Raw genomic sequence first — 18,362 nt, forward strand, 5'->3', positions numbered from 1 at the left:
AGTGCCGCCGCCGACACCAGCGAAGTGGCCAACAACATGAACCAGGCTGCCGGCCGCCAGCGCGAAGCGGTGGAACTGGTGAGCACCGCGTTCAACGAAATGGTCGCTACCGCCAATGAAGTGGCGCGTTCGTGCAGCGCCGCGGCAACCAGCGCCGATGAAGGCTACCGCGACGTGCACGACGGCCAACAGCACATCGGCGAAGCCACCGGCAGCGTGCTCAAGCTCAGCGAAGACCTGCAGAAATCGACCCAGACCATGCAGTTGCTGGAGCAGGACAGCCAGAACATCAACACCATCCTCGACACCATCCGTTCGATTGCCGAGCAGACCAACCTGCTGGCGCTCAACGCCGCCATCGAAGCCGCGCGCGCCGGTGACCAGGGCCGGGGTTTTGCCGTGGTCGCCGATGAAGTCCGCGCGCTGGCACGCCGCACCGCCGATTCCACCGGCGAAATCGACAGCCTGCTGGGCAACCTCGCTCGCCGCACCCAGGAAGTCACGCAGCAGATGCAAGGCAGCCTGCTGGTGTCTCACACCAGCGTGGAGCGCATCCAGCAGGCCCGCGACAGCTTCGACAAGATCCGCGGCTCGGTGGACTCGATCCGCGACCAGAACACCCAGATCGCCACCGCGGCCGAGGAACAGCACCAGGTTGCCGAAGAGATCAACCGCCACATCGCACAGATCCATGCCGATGCGCAGTTGGTGGAAGGCTTTGCGCATTCGGCGCAAACCGGCTCAGGCCGCTTGACCGATATTTCCGGTCAGCTCAAGGGCCTGGTGGGTCGCTTCAAGTTCTAGCCGCTGTCACACCGGGGTCGCCTGCGGGGGCGTGTATTGGCTACTATAGCCACGCGTTTCCCGCCCTTTGCCCAACCACCCCGGAGCCTTAATGCCCAACCCCAAGGACACGGCCGCCGACAGCAGCACCCCGATGATTCCCGAGCAGCGCCGTGAGCAAATCCTGCGGCAGTTGCGCAAGCATCAGGTGATGAGCGTGCACCAGTTGATGGAGATGTTCGATTGCTCGCACATGACCGTGCGCCGCGACATCGCCTTGCTGGAGCAGGAAGGCCGCGCGTACTCCGTCACCGGCGGAGTGCGTATCGCCAGCCAGTTACACAGCGAACCCAGCCATCAATCCAAAGCCGTCGTGGAACTGCCGCAAAAGCAGGCCATGGCACGGCTGGCCGCGCGGCTATTGCACGCGGACATGACGGTATACTTGGACGCCGGCACCAGCACATTGGAGATCGTCCCGTATATCAAGGCGCTGTCCGGCATGACGGTGGTGACCAATGACTTCGGGATCGTACAGGCCTTGATGGATGCGCCGCAGGTCATGGTGATCCACACCGGCGGCCAGCTGGACCACGACAATCACTCCTCGGTCGGCGGGCTGGCCGTGGCGACGCTGCGCCAGGTGGTCACGGACATTGCGTTTGTATCGACCAGTTCCTGGGATCTGCACCGGGGCATCACCACCCCTTCGGCGCTGAAAGTCGAGGTCAAGCAAGTGGCCATGCAATCGGCGGCTCAAGTGGTGCTGGTGGCCAGCAGCTCCAAGTACGGCACCTTCAGCATGTACCGCATCGCCGGGCTGGAGCCGTTCGACGTAATCATCAGCGACGACGCCCTCGCCCCCGCAGCGGCCGATGGCATCCGCAAGCGTGGCATTGAATTGATGCTGCCGGGCGATCCGTCGCCGGCATGAGCCCCGTGCAATGGCGAGGCTTGGATGGCGGTGGCAGGGCTGGCTGATGGGGTGGTTGGCACACTGCCCCCTCCCACGCGACTAGTGGGCGGCTTTCCAGTCCCGCAACCATGTCAGGCCCGCCGAGGTATCGCCCTTTGGCCGGTACTCGCAGCCCACCCAGCCGTCGTAGCCCAACCGGTCGAGCAGTTCGAACAGGAACGGGTAGTTCAACTCGCCCTGGTCGGGCTCGTGGCGGTCCGGTACGCCGGCAATCTGGATATGGCCAATACCGTCGAAATCGCGGCGCAGTTTGGTGGCTACGTCGCCTTCGACGATCTGACAGTGGTAGCAGTCGAACTGAACCTTGAGGTTGCTTGCGCCGACTTCCCTGCAGATGGCCTGGGCCTGGTCCTGGCGATTGAGGAAAAACCCCGGCATGTCGCGCGTATTGATCGGCTCCAGCAATACCGTGACGCCGACCTTGGCCGCCGCCGCGCTGGCGTAGGCCAGGTTTTGCAGGTACACCGCGTGATGGCGCTGGCGCAGGTCTTCCGAGGGCAGCAAGCCGGCCATGACATGCACGCGGTTGTTGCCCAGCACGGCGGCGTATTCCAGGGCGCGATCAAAGCCACGGCGGAACTCGGCCTCGCGCCCCGGCAGGGTCGCGATACCCCGCTCCCCCGCCGCCCAGTCACCGGGCGGCGCGTTGAACAGGGCCTGCACCAGGCCGTTGTCCCTCAGGCGCTGGCCAAGCACCTCGGCGGGGTAGTCATAGGGAAACAGGTACTCCACCGCGTCAAAACCATCGGCCCTGGCGGCATCGAAGCGGTCGAGAAACTCATGTTGCGGGTACAGCATGCTCAGGTTGGCAGCGAAACGAGGCATAGAAACTCCCGAAAATCAGACAAAAGGCCAGATCAGCAGTGTAATCACGAAACCCAGGGTACCCAGCAAGGTGGTGATGACGGTCCACGTTCGCAGCCCATCGGCCACATTGAGTCCGGCGAGTTTGGTGAAGATCCAGTAGCCGGCGTCGTTGATGTGCGACATGGCCAGCCCGCCACCGCCCATGGCCAGGCACAGCAGCGCCAGGTGATTGGGCGTCAGGTTGAGGGTGGCGATCAGCGGGCTGATGATACCGGCCGTGGTCACCAGGGCGACGGTGGTGGAGCCCTGTACCGCGCGCAACAGCATGGTCAGCAGGAAACCCAGGGCCAGCACCGGCAGCCCGGTAGTACGCAACAGGTCGGAGACCACCGCGCCGATCCCGGTGTCCACCAGCACTTTACCGAACACCCCACCGGCGCCGGCGATGAGGATCACCATGGCCACGCCCGGCAAAGCCGAGCCGATCACGTCCGACACCTGGCTGCGGCTCCAGCCCCGGCGCGAGCCCAGCAGCCAGGCGCACAACAAGGTGTCGATCAACAGCGCCACCAGGGGCGCACCGAGCACCGTCATCACCCCGCGCAGTGCCGATTCAACCGGCAGCAACGAGGTGGCCAGGGTGCCCAACAGGATCAATACGATAGGCAGCAGAATCAGGTTGACGATCAGGCCAAAGCCCGGCGCCGGGGCCGGCGGCAGCTTGGCGACGATGGCGCTGGTGGATTCTTCCAGGCCCATCGGGGCTTCGGCAACGCCGGCCTGTTGCACCGCGTTGTCGTTACCGTGGGTCCAGGCGCGCAGGTCTTCATTGGTGACATGAGGGCCGTAGACTTCGGCGCGGATGTCGTCGGTCATCGGGTAGAAGCGCCGCGTCATGCGCCCCGCCACGCGGTAACCGACGTAGCACAGCAAGGCGGTGATCGGCAGACCGAACATCAACACCCGGCCCAGGTCCGCACCCAATTGGCTGGCCGCCGCCACCGCGCCCGGATGGGGCGGCAAAAACGCATGCACCGTCAGCAGCGCCGCGCACATCGGCAACGCAAACACCAGCAACGGCTTGCGTGCCCGGCGTGCGACACCATAGGCCAGCGGCATCAGGATAATTACCCCCACTTCAAAGAACACCGGCACGCCGATGATGAACCCGGCAATGGTCAGCGCCAGCGGCGTACGGCTGTTGCCAAACCGCTCGATCAACGACTTGGCCAAGGCCTCGGCCCCGCCGGACAGCTCAATGATGCGTCCGATCATGGCGCCCAGGGCGATGATGATCGCGATATGGCCGAGGGTCTTGCCCATGCCGCCTTCGATGGTCGCCACCAGATCAGCCGGTTTCACCCCGGCGACCAGCGCTACCACGATACTCACCAGCATCAGCGCGACAAACGGCTGGAATTTGTACTTGAGGACCAGAAACAGTAGCAGCGCGATGCCCGCGCCGGCGGTCAACATCAAAATCAATGGGCTCATTGGTAAATGTCCTGTTGTTATTGTTTTTGGGCGCAAGCGGGCCCCATCGAGCGCCGCGGGCGGTTCTCGAGTGGTGCTTGCAATGTCGGTCTACGGGTTACCAGTGCGCGCCGAACGTCTCGCGCAGTTCATCCAATGCGGCCTGGCCAAGCGGCTCGGGCCGGGGGTTGCTCATCAACCACAGGCGTGCGGTTTCTTCCAACTCTTCCAGGGCATAGCTGGCCTTGGCCACCGAGCTTTCCCACACCACCGGCCCGAGGCGTTCGAGCATCACGCCACGCACGCTGTTGGCCAGTTGCGCCACTTGCTCGGCGACGTTGGGCGAGCCGGGGCGCTGGTACGCAATCAGCGGAATGTGCCCGACTTTCATCACCTGATAAGGCGTGAGCGGCGGCAGGATATCGTCCGCCCGCCACACTCCGGCCAGGGTCAGCGCCACCAGATGCGTCGAATGGGTATGCACCACGCCGCCCACCGCCGGGTTGCGGTCATACACCTGGCGGTGCAGGGCCAGGGTTTTTGACGGCTTGTCACCCGACACCCATTCGCCGTCAAGATTGACCTTGGCAATGCACCCGGGCACCAGGCGACCCAGGCAGACATCGGTGGGGGTGATCAGCCAACCATCGTCCAGGCGCGCACTGATATTGCCGGCGCTGCCGACGGTGTAACCGCGTTGGTAAAGGCTGCGGCCCACGTCGCAGATTTCTTCGCGCAGGGCCTGCTCGTTGATGGCGCTCATTGGGCGCCTCCCGCCAGTTGCGCCAGGGCTTTGGCAAAGAAGTCGCGCCCCCCGAAGTTGCCCGATTTCAGCGCCAGCGCCAGCGGTTCGGCGCAACTGCTCACCGTGGCCGGCACGCCGGGATCAATCTGCGCGCCGATCTGCAACAGGGTGACGCCAAGCGCCTTGACCACCGCGCCGGACGTTTCGCCGCCCGCCACCACAAAGCGTCGAACGCCCTCTTGACGCAAACCGGCAGCGATCTCGCCCAGTGCATCTTCCACCAGGGCTCCGGCGCGTTCGACACCCAGTTGTTGCTGCACCGCCTTGACCTCGTCCGGGGTGCTGGTGGCATAGATCAATACGGTGTCGGCACTGTCGCGGGCAAAGGCCAGCGCTTGCGCCACCACCGGTTCGCCGTTAGCCAGGGCGATGGGGTCAAGACGCAACGCCGGGCGCCCCGCTTCGCACCAGGCCGCCACCTGGCCGAGGGTCGCCACCGAGGCGCTGCCGGCGAGCACCACCTCGCCACCGCTGACCGTGGGGCATGCCGTGACATCGAAGTCGCCCAGTTTACCGGCGCGGCGGAAATTGCCCGGCAGGCCCAAAGCCAGGCCCGAGCCGCCGGTGAGCAACGGCAAGTCGGCGCACGCACTGCCCAGGGTGTAAAGGTCCTGGTCCGACAGCGCGTCGGCGATGGCGATGCCCACGCCTTGCCCGCGCAGTTCGACGATCTTGGCGCGGGCGGCATCAACCCCCGCAGCGAGCGTGTCGTAGCGCAACAAACCGACCGGCAATTGCGTCTGCTGTTGCAGCACGCGCACCAGGTTCGCATCGCCCATGGGCGTCAGCGGGTGGTGCTGCATGCCGGACTCGCTGAGCAACTGGTCTTGCACAAACAAGTGACCGCGGAAAATCGTGCGGCCGTTTTCTGGAAACGCCGGGCACGCCAGCGTGAAATCGCTGCCCAGCGCCTTGAGCAACGCCTCGCTGACCTGGCCGATATTACCGGCGGCGGTGGAGTCAAAGGTTGAGCAGTACTTGAAGAAGATCTGCTCGCAGCCCTGCCCGCGCAGCCAGTCCAGCGCGGCCAGCGATTGCTCGACCGCCTCGGCTGCGGGCGTGGTGCGCGACTTGAGCGCGATGACGATGGCGTCGGCCTCCAGCCCCTGGGCGACTTCGCGGCTGGGGATACCAATACTCTGCACCGTGCGCATACCGCCGCGCACCAGCATGTTGGCAAGGTCGGTGGCGCCGGTGAAATCGTCGGCGATGCAGCCCAGCAAGGGACGTGCGTTGGAGTCAGTCATGCGGCGTTCCTCAAACAGGCTCGGGCTTGGCGGTGGGCAGGTCGATACCCGGGAAAATCTTGATCACCGCCGAGTCGTCCTCGCGGCCGAAACCGGCGCTGGACGCCTGCATGAACATTTGGTGCGCCGTGGCCGACAGCGGCAGCGGAAACTTGCTGGCGCGGGCGGTATCGAGCACCAGGCCCAGGTCCTTGACGAAAATATCCACCGCCGACAGCGGCGTGTAGTCGGCCTTGAGAATGTGCGGCACGCGGTTCTCGAACATCCAGGAGTTACCGGCACTGTGGGTGATGACTTCGTACAAGGCGTCGGCATCGACCCCTTCGCGCAGGCCCAGGGCCATGGCCTCGGCGGATGCGGCAATGTGCACCCCGGCCAGCAATTGATTGATGATCTTGACCTTCGAGCCCAGGCCATGCACGTCGCCCAGGCGATAAACCTTGCCCGCCATGCCCGCCAGCACCGCTTCGGCCTTGGCGTAGGCGGCCTGCGGGCCGGATGTCATCATGGTCATTTCACCGGCGGCGGCCTTGGCCGCGCCACCGGAAATCGGCGCATCCAGATACAGCAGGCCGTGTTCGCCCAGGCGCTGCCCCAACTCCACGGCGTACGTCGGCGCCACGGTGGCGCAGCCGATCACCAGGCTGGCCGCACGTAGCGACGCCACCGCCCCGCCCTCACCGAACAGCACGGTCTCGGTCTGTTCGGCGTTGACCACCACCGTGATGATCACATCGCAGGCCTGCGCCATCTGCGCGGGCGACGCACACGCCACCCCGCCTTCGACGGCGAACTGCTGGGTGACCGTTTCACGTACGTCACACGCATGCACATTGAAACCTGCGCGCAACAGCGAGCGGGCAATGCCCAGCCCCATCGCGCCCAAACCGATCACACCGACATTCTTATTATTCATGGGGTACTCCAGGGGAAAACGGCGGCTGACACCACACCGGCGAGCCGCGTTGGAATGGCGATCGATCATCCACCAATGAACGGATTATGTGAAGTATTTTTTCAATCTAACATTTTTTAACATCGGTAGCCCTGGCCGTTGTCGCCTCGCGCAGGGCCGGCGGCATGCCCGCGTCGTCCGGCGGCCAGGCTTTGTGTGAAAGGACGTGATGGAACACAAGCAGCAACGCCCGCGTGTAGGCGGGCCGATGATGCACAGGACAAGGAAGGCGCAGGCGTGGTGTATCGAGGAGGTAGTGACGGCGTTTCGTTGAACGTACCGTACGCGTCGCGCGGCACAGGCGCGACGCGTACAGCCACGCAGATCAGCTGAACAGGTCTACCCCGAGCTGGAACGCTACCCACAGTGCCAGCCCCGTGGCGAAGAGCAGCGCGATGTTCTCGAACAGGTTATTGCGGTATTCCTTGCCGAGCAGCGACTTCTGGTTGGACATGATCAGCAGGCCCAGGGAAATCACCGGCAACCCGATGATGTTCAACGCGCTGACGCCGATGGTCAGCGTGACGAAGTCCGGCATGCCAGGCAGCGACCAGACCAACGGGGTCACCAGGATGAACAGCATGAACCACTTATGCATCGGGTCATGGTGGAATTGCTTGCCGTAACGCTCGCGCCGCCCTGGCCGTACGTGCTGGAACGCGTCGGTGATCAGCATCGGAAACGCAGTGGTCTTGCCGGAGATGCTGGCAAACAGCGTGGCGAACACGCCGATGAAGAAGATGTACCAGCCAATCGGGCCAAAGAAGATTTCCAGCGCCTTGCCCAGATCGCCCAGTGTCTTCACTTCGATACCGTTGGGCCGAAGGATTTCGGCACCCACGATCCAGATCGCCAGGTTGATCACAATGCCGACGAACACCGCAAACAGCAGGTCGTTACGCTGGATGCGCTTGTGTTGCGGGCCCGTCCACCCCTTCTGGCGCATGACATACGGGTGCACGAAGTTGGCGATCGAACCCGCCACCGCGCCGATCACCGATACCGCGACCAGCAGCGCGCCATGCACGCCCTCGTCCGGCGGGATGCTGAAACCGATCGTGCCTTTGACGATCCCTGCCATGTCCGGCCCGGACATGACCGCCAAGGCAATGAATGCCAGGGTCATGATTGCCAACAGGCCTTTCATTACGCCTTCGATCATCGAGTAGATGTTGCGCCCGACCAGCATCCACACCGCCAGCACCACCGCCACCGAACACAGCAGTGCGTAGTCGGTCTTGAAGAGCATGGCCAGGGCCTCACCCGCACCCTTGATCATGTAGGCATTCATCAGGTGCCCCATGAGCAATGCGTACACCAGCAGGAACCAGGCAAAAAACGGGTTCAACTGGGCGTAGCCCTGCAGGATCGTCATGCCTTGGTTATTGCATAACTGGAAGCGCGCAATGATGTTGACGATCAGGTACCTGAGCAGCAGAGACACCGCCAGCACCCACATCATGGCGTAGCCATAGTTGGCGCCCGCCACCGAGGAGGTGATCAGATCACCGGCTCCCAACCAGGACAGCACGGCAATCACGCCAGGGCCAAGCAGCTTTAGAAGTCGTACAACACGGCCGGACGCAGGTGCCGCAGCCTTGCCTTCGATGGAAGGGAAACCGGTCATCGGAGAGTCTCCTTTGTTTTTTTTGTGAGAGCGCGGCTAGTCGAACACAGTTGATATGACGTCGTACAACCATAGGGGTTGGATAAGTATTAAAAAATGTTTCTTCTGCACGAGTGGCAATACAGCCCTCAATCACACGCCACGCCGTGCTGATACTCCCGTGGCGTACACCCGTACTCACGCCGGAACACGGTGTGCAGGTACTGCGCCGACTTGAAGCCGCACTGTTGGGCAATGTCGGTAATCGCCAAATCGCCGTGTTCCAGCCCCTTGGCCGCCGCCGCCAGTTTGAAACGCAGAATCTCGTCATGCACGCTGCAACCGCGCACCTTGCGAAAGTGCGACTCCAGGGATGAGCGCGACACGCCGACATAGGCCGCGACCTGGGCGGTCTTGATGCCCTGGCAGGCGTATTGCCGGATAAACAGCAGCGCCTGCATCACGTAAGGGTTGCCCAAGGGTTGATGCAAGCTGGAGGCCTGCACATTGATGGCCTCCGGCGGCACCAGGATTTGCGTACCGGCGCAAGGCTTGCCGTGCAGCATCTGATGCAATAGCGCGGCGGCGGTGCGGCCCATGGTTTCAGTGCCCTGGATCACCGAGCTCAAGGGCACGCGCGTAAGGGTGCGGGTCAGCGGGTCGTTGTCGATGCCGATCAGCGCCACCTGCTCCGGTACCGCGATACCGGCGGTAAGGCAGGCCTGCAGCAATTGCCGAGCGCGGGCGTCGGTGACGGCGATGATGCCGATGGGTTTGGGCAGGCTATGCAGCCAGGCGATCTGCAGTTCCACGGCGCTGTCCCAGAGTGGCGCGCTGGTGCCCAGGCCGCGATAGATCTCCACGTGCAAACCGTCGCGCTGCATCAGCCGGCGGAAGGCTTTTTCGCGCTCCTGGGCCCAACGGTTGGCCTGGGCTTCGGGCAAGCTGAAACAGGCAAACCGCGTCAGCCCGGCCTCGATCAGATGCTCATAGGCCAGCTTCATCAACGCGTCATTATCGGTCGCCACGTAGGGAATGCCCTTGGGGTAGGCACGCGCATCCTCATAAGAACCGCCCACCGCCACCACCGGCAACTTGATCCCCGCCAATGCTTCGCCGATCAACGGGTCGTCGAAGTCGGCAATGATGCCGTCGCCCTGCCAACGCTCTATGCCTTTGAGGCGGCATAGAAAGTCCTCTTCCAGAAACAGGTCCCACGACGCACGGGTGCTGCTCAGGTAATTGCCGATGCCGGCGATGATGCCACGGTCATAGATTTTGCTGCCGTTGAACAGCAAGGCGATGCGGTGAACGGGCGGTAGGGTTTTCATTGTTGTTGTCCTGTGGCCGGTCGCCAGAGACTAGCCCCCGCCACTCAAAATCGCACGCCCCTTTGGTGATTTTCATAATCAGCAGCCCCCAGGCCATTGCTAGTATCCAGACACCGCCAAGAACAATAAGGAAAACGCCATGCCGTACTTCCCAGGTGTCGAGAAGGTTCGCTTCGAAGGCCCCACCAGCGACGCCCCCCTCGCCTTTCGCCATTACGATGCCAACAAGCTGATCCTCGGCAAACCCATGCGTGAGCACCTGCGCATGGCGGCCTGTTATTGGCACACGTTCGTGTGGCCGGGTGCGGATATGTTTGGCGTGGGGACGTTCAAGCGGCCGTGGCAGCGCAGCGGCGACCCCATGGAACTGGCCATCGGCAAGGCAGACGCGGCCTTTGAGTTTTTCTCCAAGCTGGGCATCGACTACTACAGCTTTCACGACACCGATGTGGCCCCCGAAGGCAGCTCGCTCAAGGAATACCGCAACCACTTTGCGCAGATGGTCGACCACCTGGAGCGCCATCAGGAACAAACCGGCATCAAACTGTTGTGGGGCACCGCCAATTGCTTCAGCAACCCACGCTTTGCCGCCGGCGCCGCGAGCAACCCGGACCCGCAGGTATTCGCCTATGCCGCCGCCCAGGTATTCAGCGCCATGAACGCCACCTTGCGGCTCAAGGGCTCCAACTACGTGTTGTGGGGCGGCCGCGAAGGCTATGAAACCCTGCTCAATACCGACCTCAAGCGCGAGCGCGAACAGCTCGGACGTTTTATGCGCATGGTCGTGGAGCACAAGCACAAGATCGGCTTTAAGGGCGACCTGCTGATCGAACCCAAGCCCCAGGAGCCGACCAAACACCAATACGATTACGACAGCGCGACGGTGTTCGGCTTCTTGCATGAGTACGGCCTGGAACACGAGATCAAGGTGAATATCGAAGCCAACCACGCCACCCTGGCCGGGCACAGTTTTCATCATGAGATCGCCACCGCCGTGTCCCTGGGGATCTTCGGCAGCATCGACGCCAACCGCGGCGACCCGCAAAACGGCTGGGACACCGACCAGTTCCCCAACAGCGTCGAAGAAATGACCCTGGCCACCTATGAAATCCTCAAGGCCGGCGGCTTCAAGAACGGCGGCTACAACTTTGACTCCAAGGTGCGCCGCCAGAGCCTGGACGAGGTCGACCTGTTTTACGGCCACGTCGCCGCCATGGACACCCTGGCCCTGGCCCTGGAACGCGCGGCGGCCATGGTGCAAAACGACCAGTTGCAGCAATTCAAGGACCAGCGTTATGCCGGCTGGCAGCAGCCGCTGGGCAAGGCCGTGCTGGCGGGCGAGTTCAGCCTGGAGTCGCTGGCCGAGCATGCGTTTGCCCATGAGCTCAACCCGCAGGCCGTGAGTGGGCGCCAGGAAATGCTTGAAGGAATGGTCAACCGTTTTATCTACAGTTAAGGGGTTGTCGTGAGCGGGCTTGCCACAGGGGCGGCCCGCTAGCCACACCCACAGTGTTCGCCTAAAGTCTTCACCCAGTGTCTTTCCAACAACAATAAAAGGACGCACCACCATGAAGTCATTCAAACGTACCCTGCTCGCCACCACCCTGGCCCTGCTGACCCTGCCGGTCATGGCCGACCCGGCCCATCCGAAAATCGGCTTCTCTATCGATGACCTGCGCCTGGAGCGCTGGTCCCGTGACCGCGATTACTTCGTGGCGGCCGCGGAGAAACTCGATGCCAAGGTCTTCGTGCAGTCCGCCGATGCCAACGAACAAAAGCAGATCTCCCAGATCGAAAACCTGATTTCCCGTGGCGTCGATGTGATCGTGATCGTGCCGTTCAACGCCACGGTGTTGACCAACGCGGTGGCCGAAGCCAAGAAGGCCGGGATCAAAGTGGTGTCCTATGACCGCCTGATCCTCAACGCAGACATCGATGCCTACATCTCCTTCGATAACGAAAAAGTCGGCGAAATGCAGGCCGGCGGCGTGCTGCAAGCGGCGCCCAAGGGCAATTACTTCCTGCTCGGCGGCGCGCCCACCGACAACAACGCCAAGGTGCTGCGCGAAGGCCAGATGAAAGTGCTGCAGCCGGCCATCGACAAGGGCGATATCAAGATTGTCGGCCAGCAATGGGTCAAGGAATGGAACCCCACCGAAGCGCTGAGCATCGTCGAAAACGCCCTGACTCGAAACGACAACAAGATCGACGCCATCGTCGCCTCCAATGACGCCACCGCCGGCGGTGCGATCCAGGCCCTGGCCGCGCAGAAACTGGCGGGCAAGGTGCCGATCTCCGGCCAGGATGCCGACCTCGCCGCCGTCAAGCGCGTGATCGACGGCACCCAGACCATGACCGTGTACAAGCCGCTCAAACTGATCGCGACCGAAGCCGCCAAGCTGTCGGTGCAGTTGGCGCGTAACGAGAAGCCCACCTACAGCTCGCAATACGACAACGGCAGCAAAAAAGTCGACACCATCCTGCTCACTCCGACCCCGCTGACCAAGGCCAATATCGATCTGTTGGAGAAGGACGGGTTCTACACCAAAGAGCAGATCGGCGGGCAGTGAACGCCATGGCCGCCGACTACCTGTTGCAAATGAACGGCATCGTCAAAAGCTTTGGCGGTGTCAACGCGCTGAACGGCATCGATATCAAGGTGCGGCCGGGGGAATGCGTGGGCCTGTGCGGCGAGAACGGTGCCGGTAAATCCACCCTGATGAAGGTGCTGTCGGCGGTGTATCCGTACGGCAGCTGGGACGGCGAAATCCTCTGGGACGGGCAGCCGCTCAGGGCGCAGTCCATCAGCGAAACCGAGGCGGCCGGCATCGTCATCATCCACCAGGAACTGACCCTGGTGCCCGACCTGTCGGTGGCCGAGAACATCTTCATGGGCCACGAGCTGACCCTGCCCGGCGGGCGCATGAACTACCCGGCGATGTTCCACCGCGCCGAAGCGTTGATGCGTGAACTCAAGGTGCCGGACATGAATGTGGCGCTGCCAGTGTCGCAGTACGGCGGCGGTTACCAGCAGTTGGTGGAAATCGCCAAGGCCCTCAACAAACAGGCGCGCCTGTTGATCCTCGACGAACCCTCCTCGGCGCTGACCCGCTCGGAAATCGAAGTGCTGCTGGACATCATCCGTGACCTCAAGGCCAAGGGCGTGGCCTGCGTATACATCTCCCACAAACTCGATGAAGTGGCCGCCGTGTGCGACACCATCGCGGTGATCCGCGATGGCAAGCACATTGCGACCACGGCCATGGCCGACATGGACATCCCGCGCATCATTACGCAGATGGTCGGCCGCGAGATGAGCAACCTCTACCCCACCGAGCCCCATGCGGTGGGCGAGGTGATTTTCGAGGCGCGCCATGTCACCTGCTACGACGTGGACAACCCCAAGCGCAAGCGTGTCGATGATATTTCGTTCGTGCTCAAGCGCGGTGAAATCCTCGGCATCGCAGGTCTTGTGGGCGCCGGGCGTACCGAGCTGGTGTCGGCGCTGTTCGGCGCCTACCCTGGCCGCTACAGCGCCGAGGTGTGGCTGGACGGCGCGGTGATCGACACGCGCACGCCGCTCAAATCAATCCAGGCCGGGCTGTGCATGGTGCCCGAGGACCGCAAGCGCCAGGGCATCATTCCCGACCTGGGCGTGGGCCAGAACATCACCCTGGCGGTGCTCGACACCTACGCGCACCTGACCCGCATCGACGCCGAAGCGGAACTGGGCAGCATCGACCAGCAGATCGCGCGCATGCATCTCAAGACCTCCAGCCCGTTTTTGCCGATCACCAGCCTGTCCGGCGGCAACCAGCAGAAAGCCGTGCTGGCGAAAATGCTGATGGCCAAGCCCAAGGTGCTGATCCTTGACGAGCCCACGCGCGGGGTGGATGTGGGCGCCAAATATGAGATCTACAAACTGATGGGCGCGCTGGCGGCCGAAGGGGTGGCGATCATCATGGTCTCCTCGGAACTGGCCGAAGTGCTCGGCGTGTCCAACCGTGTGCTGGTGATCGGTGACGGCCAACTGCGCGGCGATTTCATCAACGAGGGGCTCACCCAGGAACAGGTGCTCGCCGCCGCGCTCAGCCAACACAATAACAATCGGAAGACCGCGTAGATGAATCAGCTCAAACAGCTGTTTACCCGCTACAAAATGCTCGCCCTGGTGATCGCGGTGGCCGTGATCTGGCTGTTTTTCAGTTGGCAGACCGAGGGTGGCTTCCTGACGCCGCGTAACCTGTCGAACCTGCTGCGGCAGATGTCGATCACCGGGATTCTGGCGTGCGGCATGGTGCTGGTGATTATCAGTGGCGAGATCGATTTGTCGGTGGGCTCGTTGCTGGGGCTGCTGGGTGGGTTGGCGGCCATCCTGGACGTGGTCTATCACATCCCGCTGCTGGCCAACCTGAGCCTGGTGGCGCTGTGCGGACTGATGATCGGCCTGGCCAACGGCTACATGACCGCGTATCTGCGCATCCCGTCGTTCATCGTCGGCTTGGGTGGGATGCTGGCGTTTCGCGGGATTTTGCTGGGGATCACCGGCGGCACCACCATCGCGCCGGTGTCGCCATCGCTGGTGTATGTGGGCCAGGGCTATTTGCCGCATACCGTGGGTGTGGGCCTGGGCGTGCTGCTGTTTGCGCTGACCTTGTTCCTTACCTGGAAACAACGGCGCAACCGCGCCTTGCATGGTTTGGCGGCGCATTCACGGGTGCGTGACGTAGTGCGCGTAGGGGTGATCGGCGCGGTGCTGGCCGGGTTCGTCACTACGCTCAACAGCTACGACGGCATCCCGGTGCCGGTGCTGTTGCTGCTGGTGCTGCTCGGCGTGTTCAGCTACGTCACCAGCCAGACCGTGTTCGGCCGCCGCGTGTATGCGGTGGGCAGCAACATGGAGGCCACGCGCCTGTCGGGCATCAACGTACAGGCGGTAAAACTGTGGATCTTCGGCATCATGGGCGTGATGTGCGCCCTCGCCGGCCTGGTCAACACCGCCCGCCTCGCGGCCGGCTCACCGTCGGCGGGCAACATGGGCGAACTGGACGCCATCGCCGCGTGCTTTATCGGCGGCACCTCAATGCGCGGCGGCTCGGGCACGGTGTACGGCGCGCTGCTGGGGGCATTGGTCATCACCAGCCTGGACAACGGCATGTCGATGCTGGACGTGGACAGCTACTGGCAGATGATCGTGAAGGGCAGCATTCTGGTGCTGGCGGTATGGGTGGACGTGAGCACGCGCGCGGGCCGGCGCTGAACCCATTCTCACCGACACCACATAACCCTTGTGGGAGGGGGCTTGCTACCGATGGCGGTGCATCAGCCAGCTTATCGGTAGCTGACCCACTGCCATCGGCAGCAAGCCCCCTCCCACAGTTGACTGCATTTCAAGGTTGGATCGAGGTGGCCAGTCTTATTCAAACGCCTGGCGATTCTCCGGCGTGATCAACTTGAACGGCACCCATACCACCGTCGACTCCAACACTTCGCCGCGGACCAGGCGGAGCGCGGTGTCCACGGCACCGCTGGCCTGGCCGGCGGCGTCCTGGAACACGCTGACCGCCATCTTGCCCTCGGCCATCAGTTTCAAGCCGTCCGGTGTGCCGTCGATACCGCCGACCCAATAGTCCTTGGCCTGCTTGCCAGCCTTTTCCAGACCCATGATCGCGCCGATTGCCATTTCATCGTTATTGGCGGCGACGATCGAAAAATCGACGCCCTGCTTGACCCAGTCAATGACAATCGTGGCGGCCTGACTGCGCTCCCAGTTGCCGACTTTTTTCTGTATCACTTTCATGTCCGGGTATTTGGCGACGACTTTTTCCACATCCTCCGTGCGCATCAACGAAGATGCGTTGGCCGGGTCGCCCACCAGAATCACCACGTTGCCTTTGTAACCGGCACGGCGCGCCAGTTCTTCCATCTGCAAAGTGCCCGACTCCAACTCGTTGGAGCCGACAAACGCGGTCTGCGCCGGCCACTTTTCCGGGTTCGGGTTACGGTTGACGAACACCAGCGGGATCTTGGCCTGCGAGGCCAATTGCATCATTTGCGCCGCGCTCTTGCCGTCCACCATCGCGATGATGATCGCATCCACCTTGGAATTGACCAGATTGCGGAATTGGCGCATCTGCAAATCGACGCTGTCCTTGCCGTTTTCCATAAAGATGTCGGCGTTCATGACGCCGGCCTGCTGCTGCACCCCATTGCGCAGCAGGGTCTGGAAGTTATCGTCGTATTTTGCCATCCCCACACCCAGCAAGGGCGTGGCGGCCTGGGTGGGGCCCGGAACGAACAGCGTCGCCCCCAGCGCGAGCATTAACCATGCTTTCATGTTCTGACTCCTGCGGCTCAAACGCTGAAATGATGGAGCAGCTCGCGCTGCACTTTGGCCATGTCCGACAGTTCCTGGCTGCTGACGGCGGACTGTTCGGCGCCGTTTGCGGTCAGTTGGGCCGAATCGTTGATCTGGATGACCATCCGACTGGTTTCCTGCACCGTGGCGCTTTGCTGCTCGGTGGCGGCGGCGATCTGAATATTCATGTCGCGGATACTGTCGACCGCGCCGCTCATGGACAGCAACAAATCACCGGCGCCCGAGGCCAGGGACACGCATTGGCTGGACTGCGCCTGGCTTTCGTTCATCACGTGCACCACCGAGTGAATTTTTTCCTGCATGAGCCCGATCATGTCCTGGATTTCGCTGGTCGAGGCCTGCGTACGGCTGGCCAGGGAGCGCACTTCATCGGCCACCACCGCAAAGCCGCGTCCCTGCTCGCCGGCCCGGGCCGCTTCGATCGCCGCGTTCAGGGCCAGCAGGTTGGTCTGTTCGGCAATGGTGCGAATGGCCACCACAATGCCCTCGATGTTCTGCCCATACTTCTGCAGCTCATCGGTCACCTGCGTGGCTTTGTTCACCTGGTCGGCCTGCTGGCGGATATTGACGATGGTCTCGGCCACGCGCTCCTGCACTTTGTGCGTGAGGTCACTGGTATCGTCCACCGCCTGGCGGGTGTCCTGGGCGCGCCGCGCCACTTCTTCGACCGTGCTTTCCATCTGCGTCATGGCCGAGGCCGCCGACTGCAAACGGTCTTTCTGTTCATCCACCACGCGGGTGGTCTGCTCGCTGTTCAAGGCGTTGCTTCCAGCGGTCACGGCCAGTGCATCGGCAGAGCTGATCAATTCACGGAAGGTTTTCTGCAGGGCCTTGGTCAGTTCGTTCAGGTAGCCGCCCAACTCACCGAACTCATCTTTGCGGCTGACATCGAAACTGACTCGCATGTCGCCGGCGGTGAGTTTCTTGAGCACTTCACGGAACGCCGCCAACGGCCGCCGCAAGCTGAAGGCGACCCACGTACCAATCGCCACCGCCGCCAGCACCGCCAGCACACACGCAATCAACAGCAAGCTGCGGCTGGTGCCGATGGTGGCATTGGCCGAGTGACTGGCCTGGTTGGCGACCTCCAGGGACTGGCTGCCGAACTCGCCAATCCGCTCCAGGGTGGCTTTGAGCGCCGCATCCACCGCATCGCGTTGTTGCTGCACCTGCGTGGCGAGTTTCGCCTCCACTTGATAGGCCTGGAACAGCCCGTCAGGGGCGGTCAGGTCCGTCAGCAGGCGATTGACCATCACGCCGGCGATACGCCCGGCTCGCGGGTCAATCGAGGTGAGGGCCTGGGCGCGAGAACTGATCACTTCGTCCTGCAGATTGAGCACGCGCTGTAATTTATCAATGGCGGGCGTGACGGTATGAGCGGCGAAGCCATCGTAGGATTTGTTGACTTCCAACAGCAGTTTTTCCGCGGCGGCCACCTGTTGCGGCTCGCCGGCACTGCGTGCCTGCGCGATGTAGTCGCGCAAGTAACTGGTCAACTGTATCGCCTGCGCACTGCTGTAGCCTTGCAGTTTGCGCGTCAGTACCAGCTGCTGCACATGCTGCAAGTGGGAGGTCATCAACGCTTGCGCCTGCTCGGCGTAGGCCGCGACCTGTTGACGCTGCTGCGCCAGGTTCGCCCGCAGAGCCTCATGCTCGCCGGTATAGGCAAGGGTGCTGTCGAGCAACTGGTTGAACTGGGCGACGCTCTCGGTAAACGGGCGCTTGCCGTCCTCGATCTGCTTGGGGTCGGCACTGATCTGAATGGCCAGCAACGCCTGGTTGGCGCGCAGGATATGCACGTACAACTCACTCGCGGCCCGGCTCAAAGGCGCCGACTGGCCGGTGATAATGGTCAAGCGGCTGCCGATGGACTGCGTGTTCTGATAGCTGATCCCGGCCATGATCAGCAGCAACAGCACCAACACCGCAAATCCGCCGATCACGCGCTGCAATATGGTCATGGCTACCCCTTTTTGATTTTTATTGGTTGACCTGAACGA

Annotated in this window: 14 protein-coding genes and 2 pseudogenes; 6 read left to right on the forward strand and 10 right to left on the reverse strand. The window is 62.7% G+C overall.

Annotation, left to right across the window (positions count from 1 at the left end; translation table 11 throughout):
- Nucleotides 1-288: 288 nt before the first annotated feature.
- Both AB4N98_RS01875 and AB4N98_RS01880 read left to right on the forward strand, forming a co-directional pair.
- A pseudogene (locus AB4N98_RS01875) lies at nt 289-804 on the forward strand (methyl-accepting chemotaxis protein); the annotation flags it as partial.
- A 91-nt stretch (nt 805-895) separates the two neighbouring features.
- Nucleotides 896-1,717, forward strand: a complete 822-nt coding sequence (locus tag AB4N98_RS01880; protein WP_017528375.1) for a DeoR/GlpR family DNA-binding transcription regulator — start codon at nt 896-898, stop codon at nt 1,715-1,717.
- 81 nt (nt 1,718-1,798) lie between these two features.
- Here the strand turns inward: AB4N98_RS01880 and otnI are convergent, their stop codons facing one another.
- The 7 genes from otnI to AB4N98_RS01915 form a co-directional block, all read right to left on the reverse strand.
- The gene (gene otnI / locus AB4N98_RS01885; RefSeq protein ID WP_017528374.1) at nt 1,799-2,584 is read right to left on the reverse strand and encodes a 2-oxo-tetronate isomerase; all 786 of its coding nucleotides are present in this window, start codon (nt 2,582-2,584) and stop codon (nt 1,799-1,801) included.
- A gap of 15 nt (nt 2,585-2,599) precedes the next feature.
- Nucleotides 2,600-4,060: a GntT/GntP/DsdX family permease gene (locus AB4N98_RS01890; protein ID WP_065877879.1), complete on the reverse strand. Its 1,461-nt coding sequence runs from the start codon at nt 4,058-4,060 to the stop codon at nt 2,600-2,602.
- A gap of 97 nt (nt 4,061-4,157) precedes the next feature.
- Entirely contained in the window at nt 4,158-4,802 is a 645-nt protein-coding gene (gene otnC / locus AB4N98_RS01895; protein WP_017528372.1) for a 3-oxo-tetronate 4-phosphate decarboxylase, read from the reverse strand.
- A complete protein-coding gene (gene otnK, locus AB4N98_RS01900) occupies nt 4,799-6,091 on the reverse strand; it encodes a 3-oxo-tetronate kinase (protein WP_065877876.1) in 1,293 nt (430 codons plus the stop codon). The genes otnC and otnK overlap by 4 nt, the downstream gene beginning before the upstream one ends.
- 10 nt (nt 6,092-6,101) lie before the next feature.
- A complete protein-coding gene (gene ltnD, locus AB4N98_RS01905) occupies nt 6,102-7,007 on the reverse strand; it encodes an L-threonate dehydrogenase (RefSeq protein ID WP_017528370.1) in 906 nt (301 codons plus the stop codon).
- 364 nt (nt 7,008-7,371) lie between these two features.
- Nucleotides 7,372-8,673: an Nramp family divalent metal transporter gene (locus tag AB4N98_RS01910; protein ID WP_065877874.1), complete on the reverse strand. Its 1,302-nt coding sequence runs from the start codon at nt 8,671-8,673 to the stop codon at nt 7,372-7,374.
- A gap of 128 nt (nt 8,674-8,801) precedes the next feature.
- On the reverse strand, nt 8,802-9,983 hold the full coding sequence (locus AB4N98_RS01915; protein ID WP_017528368.1) for a XylR family transcriptional regulator: 1,182 nt from the start codon (nt 9,981-9,983) through the stop codon (nt 8,802-8,804).
- 139 nt (nt 9,984-10,122) lie between these two features.
- Here AB4N98_RS01915 and xylA point away from each other — a divergent pair, with 139 nt between their 5' ends.
- The 4 genes from xylA (at nt 10,123) to AB4N98_RS01935 (ending at nt 15,243) form a co-directional block, all read left to right on the forward strand.
- Nucleotides 10,123-11,439, forward strand: coding sequence for a xylose isomerase (xylA, locus tag AB4N98_RS01920; protein ID WP_017528367.1), 1,317 nt, complete (start codon nt 10,123-10,125; stop codon nt 11,437-11,439).
- Between the two features lie 112 nt (nt 11,440-11,551).
- Complete coding sequence (gene xylF, locus AB4N98_RS01925) at nt 11,552-12,553, forward strand: D-xylose ABC transporter substrate-binding protein (protein ID WP_017528366.1); 1,002 nt, start codon at nt 11,552-11,554, stop codon at nt 12,551-12,553.
- A 5-nt stretch (nt 12,554-12,558) separates the two neighbouring features.
- A complete protein-coding gene (gene xylG, locus AB4N98_RS01930) occupies nt 12,559-14,106 on the forward strand; it encodes a D-xylose ABC transporter ATP-binding protein (protein WP_032883461.1) in 1,548 nt (515 codons plus the stop codon).
- Entirely contained in the window at nt 14,107-15,243 is a 1,137-nt protein-coding gene (locus AB4N98_RS01935; protein WP_017528364.1) for a sugar ABC transporter permease, read from the forward strand.
- A 156-nt stretch (nt 15,244-15,399) separates the two neighbouring features.
- On the opposite strand, the gene AB4N98_RS01940 is transcribed toward AB4N98_RS01935, so the two are convergent.
- From AB4N98_RS01940 to AB4N98_RS01950, 3 genes and pseudogenes are all read right to left on the reverse strand, one after another.
- Complete coding sequence (locus AB4N98_RS01940) at nt 15,400-16,320, reverse strand: substrate-binding domain-containing protein (protein ID WP_017528363.1); 921 nt, start codon at nt 16,318-16,320, stop codon at nt 15,400-15,402.
- A 17-nt stretch (nt 16,321-16,337) separates the two neighbouring features.
- Nucleotides 16,338-17,267, reverse strand: coding sequence for a methyl-accepting chemotaxis protein (locus AB4N98_RS01945; protein WP_460064018.1), 930 nt, complete (start codon nt 17,265-17,267; stop codon nt 16,338-16,340).
- Nucleotides 17,244-18,323, reverse strand: a pseudogene (locus AB4N98_RS01950) (methyl-accepting chemotaxis protein); the annotation flags it as partial. The gene AB4N98_RS01945 and the pseudogene AB4N98_RS01950, both read right to left, overlap by 24 nt.
- Between the last annotated feature and the right edge of the window lie 39 nt (nt 18,324-18,362).

It is taken from the genome of Pseudomonas sp. S3_E10, from assembly GCF_054667615.1.

Coding starts and splice junctions, on each gene's coding strand:
- AB4N98_RS01880 (WP_017528375.1), top strand. CDS start 896: ATGCCCAACCCCAAGGACACGGCCGCCGACAGCAGCACCCCGATGATT.
- otnI (WP_017528374.1), bottom strand. CDS start 2,584: ATGCCTCGTTTCGCTGCCAACCTGAGCATGCTGTACCCGCAACATGAG.
- AB4N98_RS01890 (WP_065877879.1), bottom strand. CDS start 4,060: ATGAGCCCATTGATTTTGATGTTGACCGCCGGCGCGGGCATCGCGCTG.
- otnC (WP_017528372.1), bottom strand. CDS start 4,802: ATGAGCGCCATCAACGAGCAGGCCCTGCGCGAAGAAATCTGCGACGTG.
- otnK (WP_065877876.1), bottom strand. CDS start 6,091: ATGACTGACTCCAACGCACGTCCCTTGCTGGGCTGCATCGCCGACGAT.
- ltnD (WP_017528370.1), bottom strand. CDS start 7,007: ATGAATAATAAGAATGTCGGTGTGATCGGTTTGGGCGCGATGGGGCTG.
- AB4N98_RS01910 (WP_065877874.1), bottom strand. CDS start 8,673: ATGACCGGTTTCCCTTCCATCGAAGGCAAGGCTGCGGCACCTGCGTCC.
- AB4N98_RS01915 (WP_017528368.1), bottom strand. CDS start 9,983: ATGAAAACCCTACCGCCCGTTCACCGCATCGCCTTGCTGTTCAACGGC.
- xylA (WP_017528367.1), top strand. CDS start 10,123: ATGCCGTACTTCCCAGGTGTCGAGAAGGTTCGCTTCGAAGGCCCCACC.
- xylF (WP_017528366.1), top strand. CDS start 11,552: ATGAAGTCATTCAAACGTACCCTGCTCGCCACCACCCTGGCCCTGCTG.
- xylG (WP_032883461.1), top strand. CDS start 12,559: ATGGCCGCCGACTACCTGTTGCAAATGAACGGCATCGTCAAAAGCTTT.
- AB4N98_RS01935 (WP_017528364.1), top strand. CDS start 14,107: ATGAATCAGCTCAAACAGCTGTTTACCCGCTACAAAATGCTCGCCCTG.
- AB4N98_RS01940 (WP_017528363.1), bottom strand. CDS start 16,320: ATGAAAGCATGGTTAATGCTCGCGCTGGGGGCGACGCTGTTCGTTCCG.
- AB4N98_RS01945 (WP_460064018.1), bottom strand. CDS start 17,267: ATGCGAGTCAGTTTCGATGTCAGCCGCAAAGATGAGTTCGGTGAGTTG.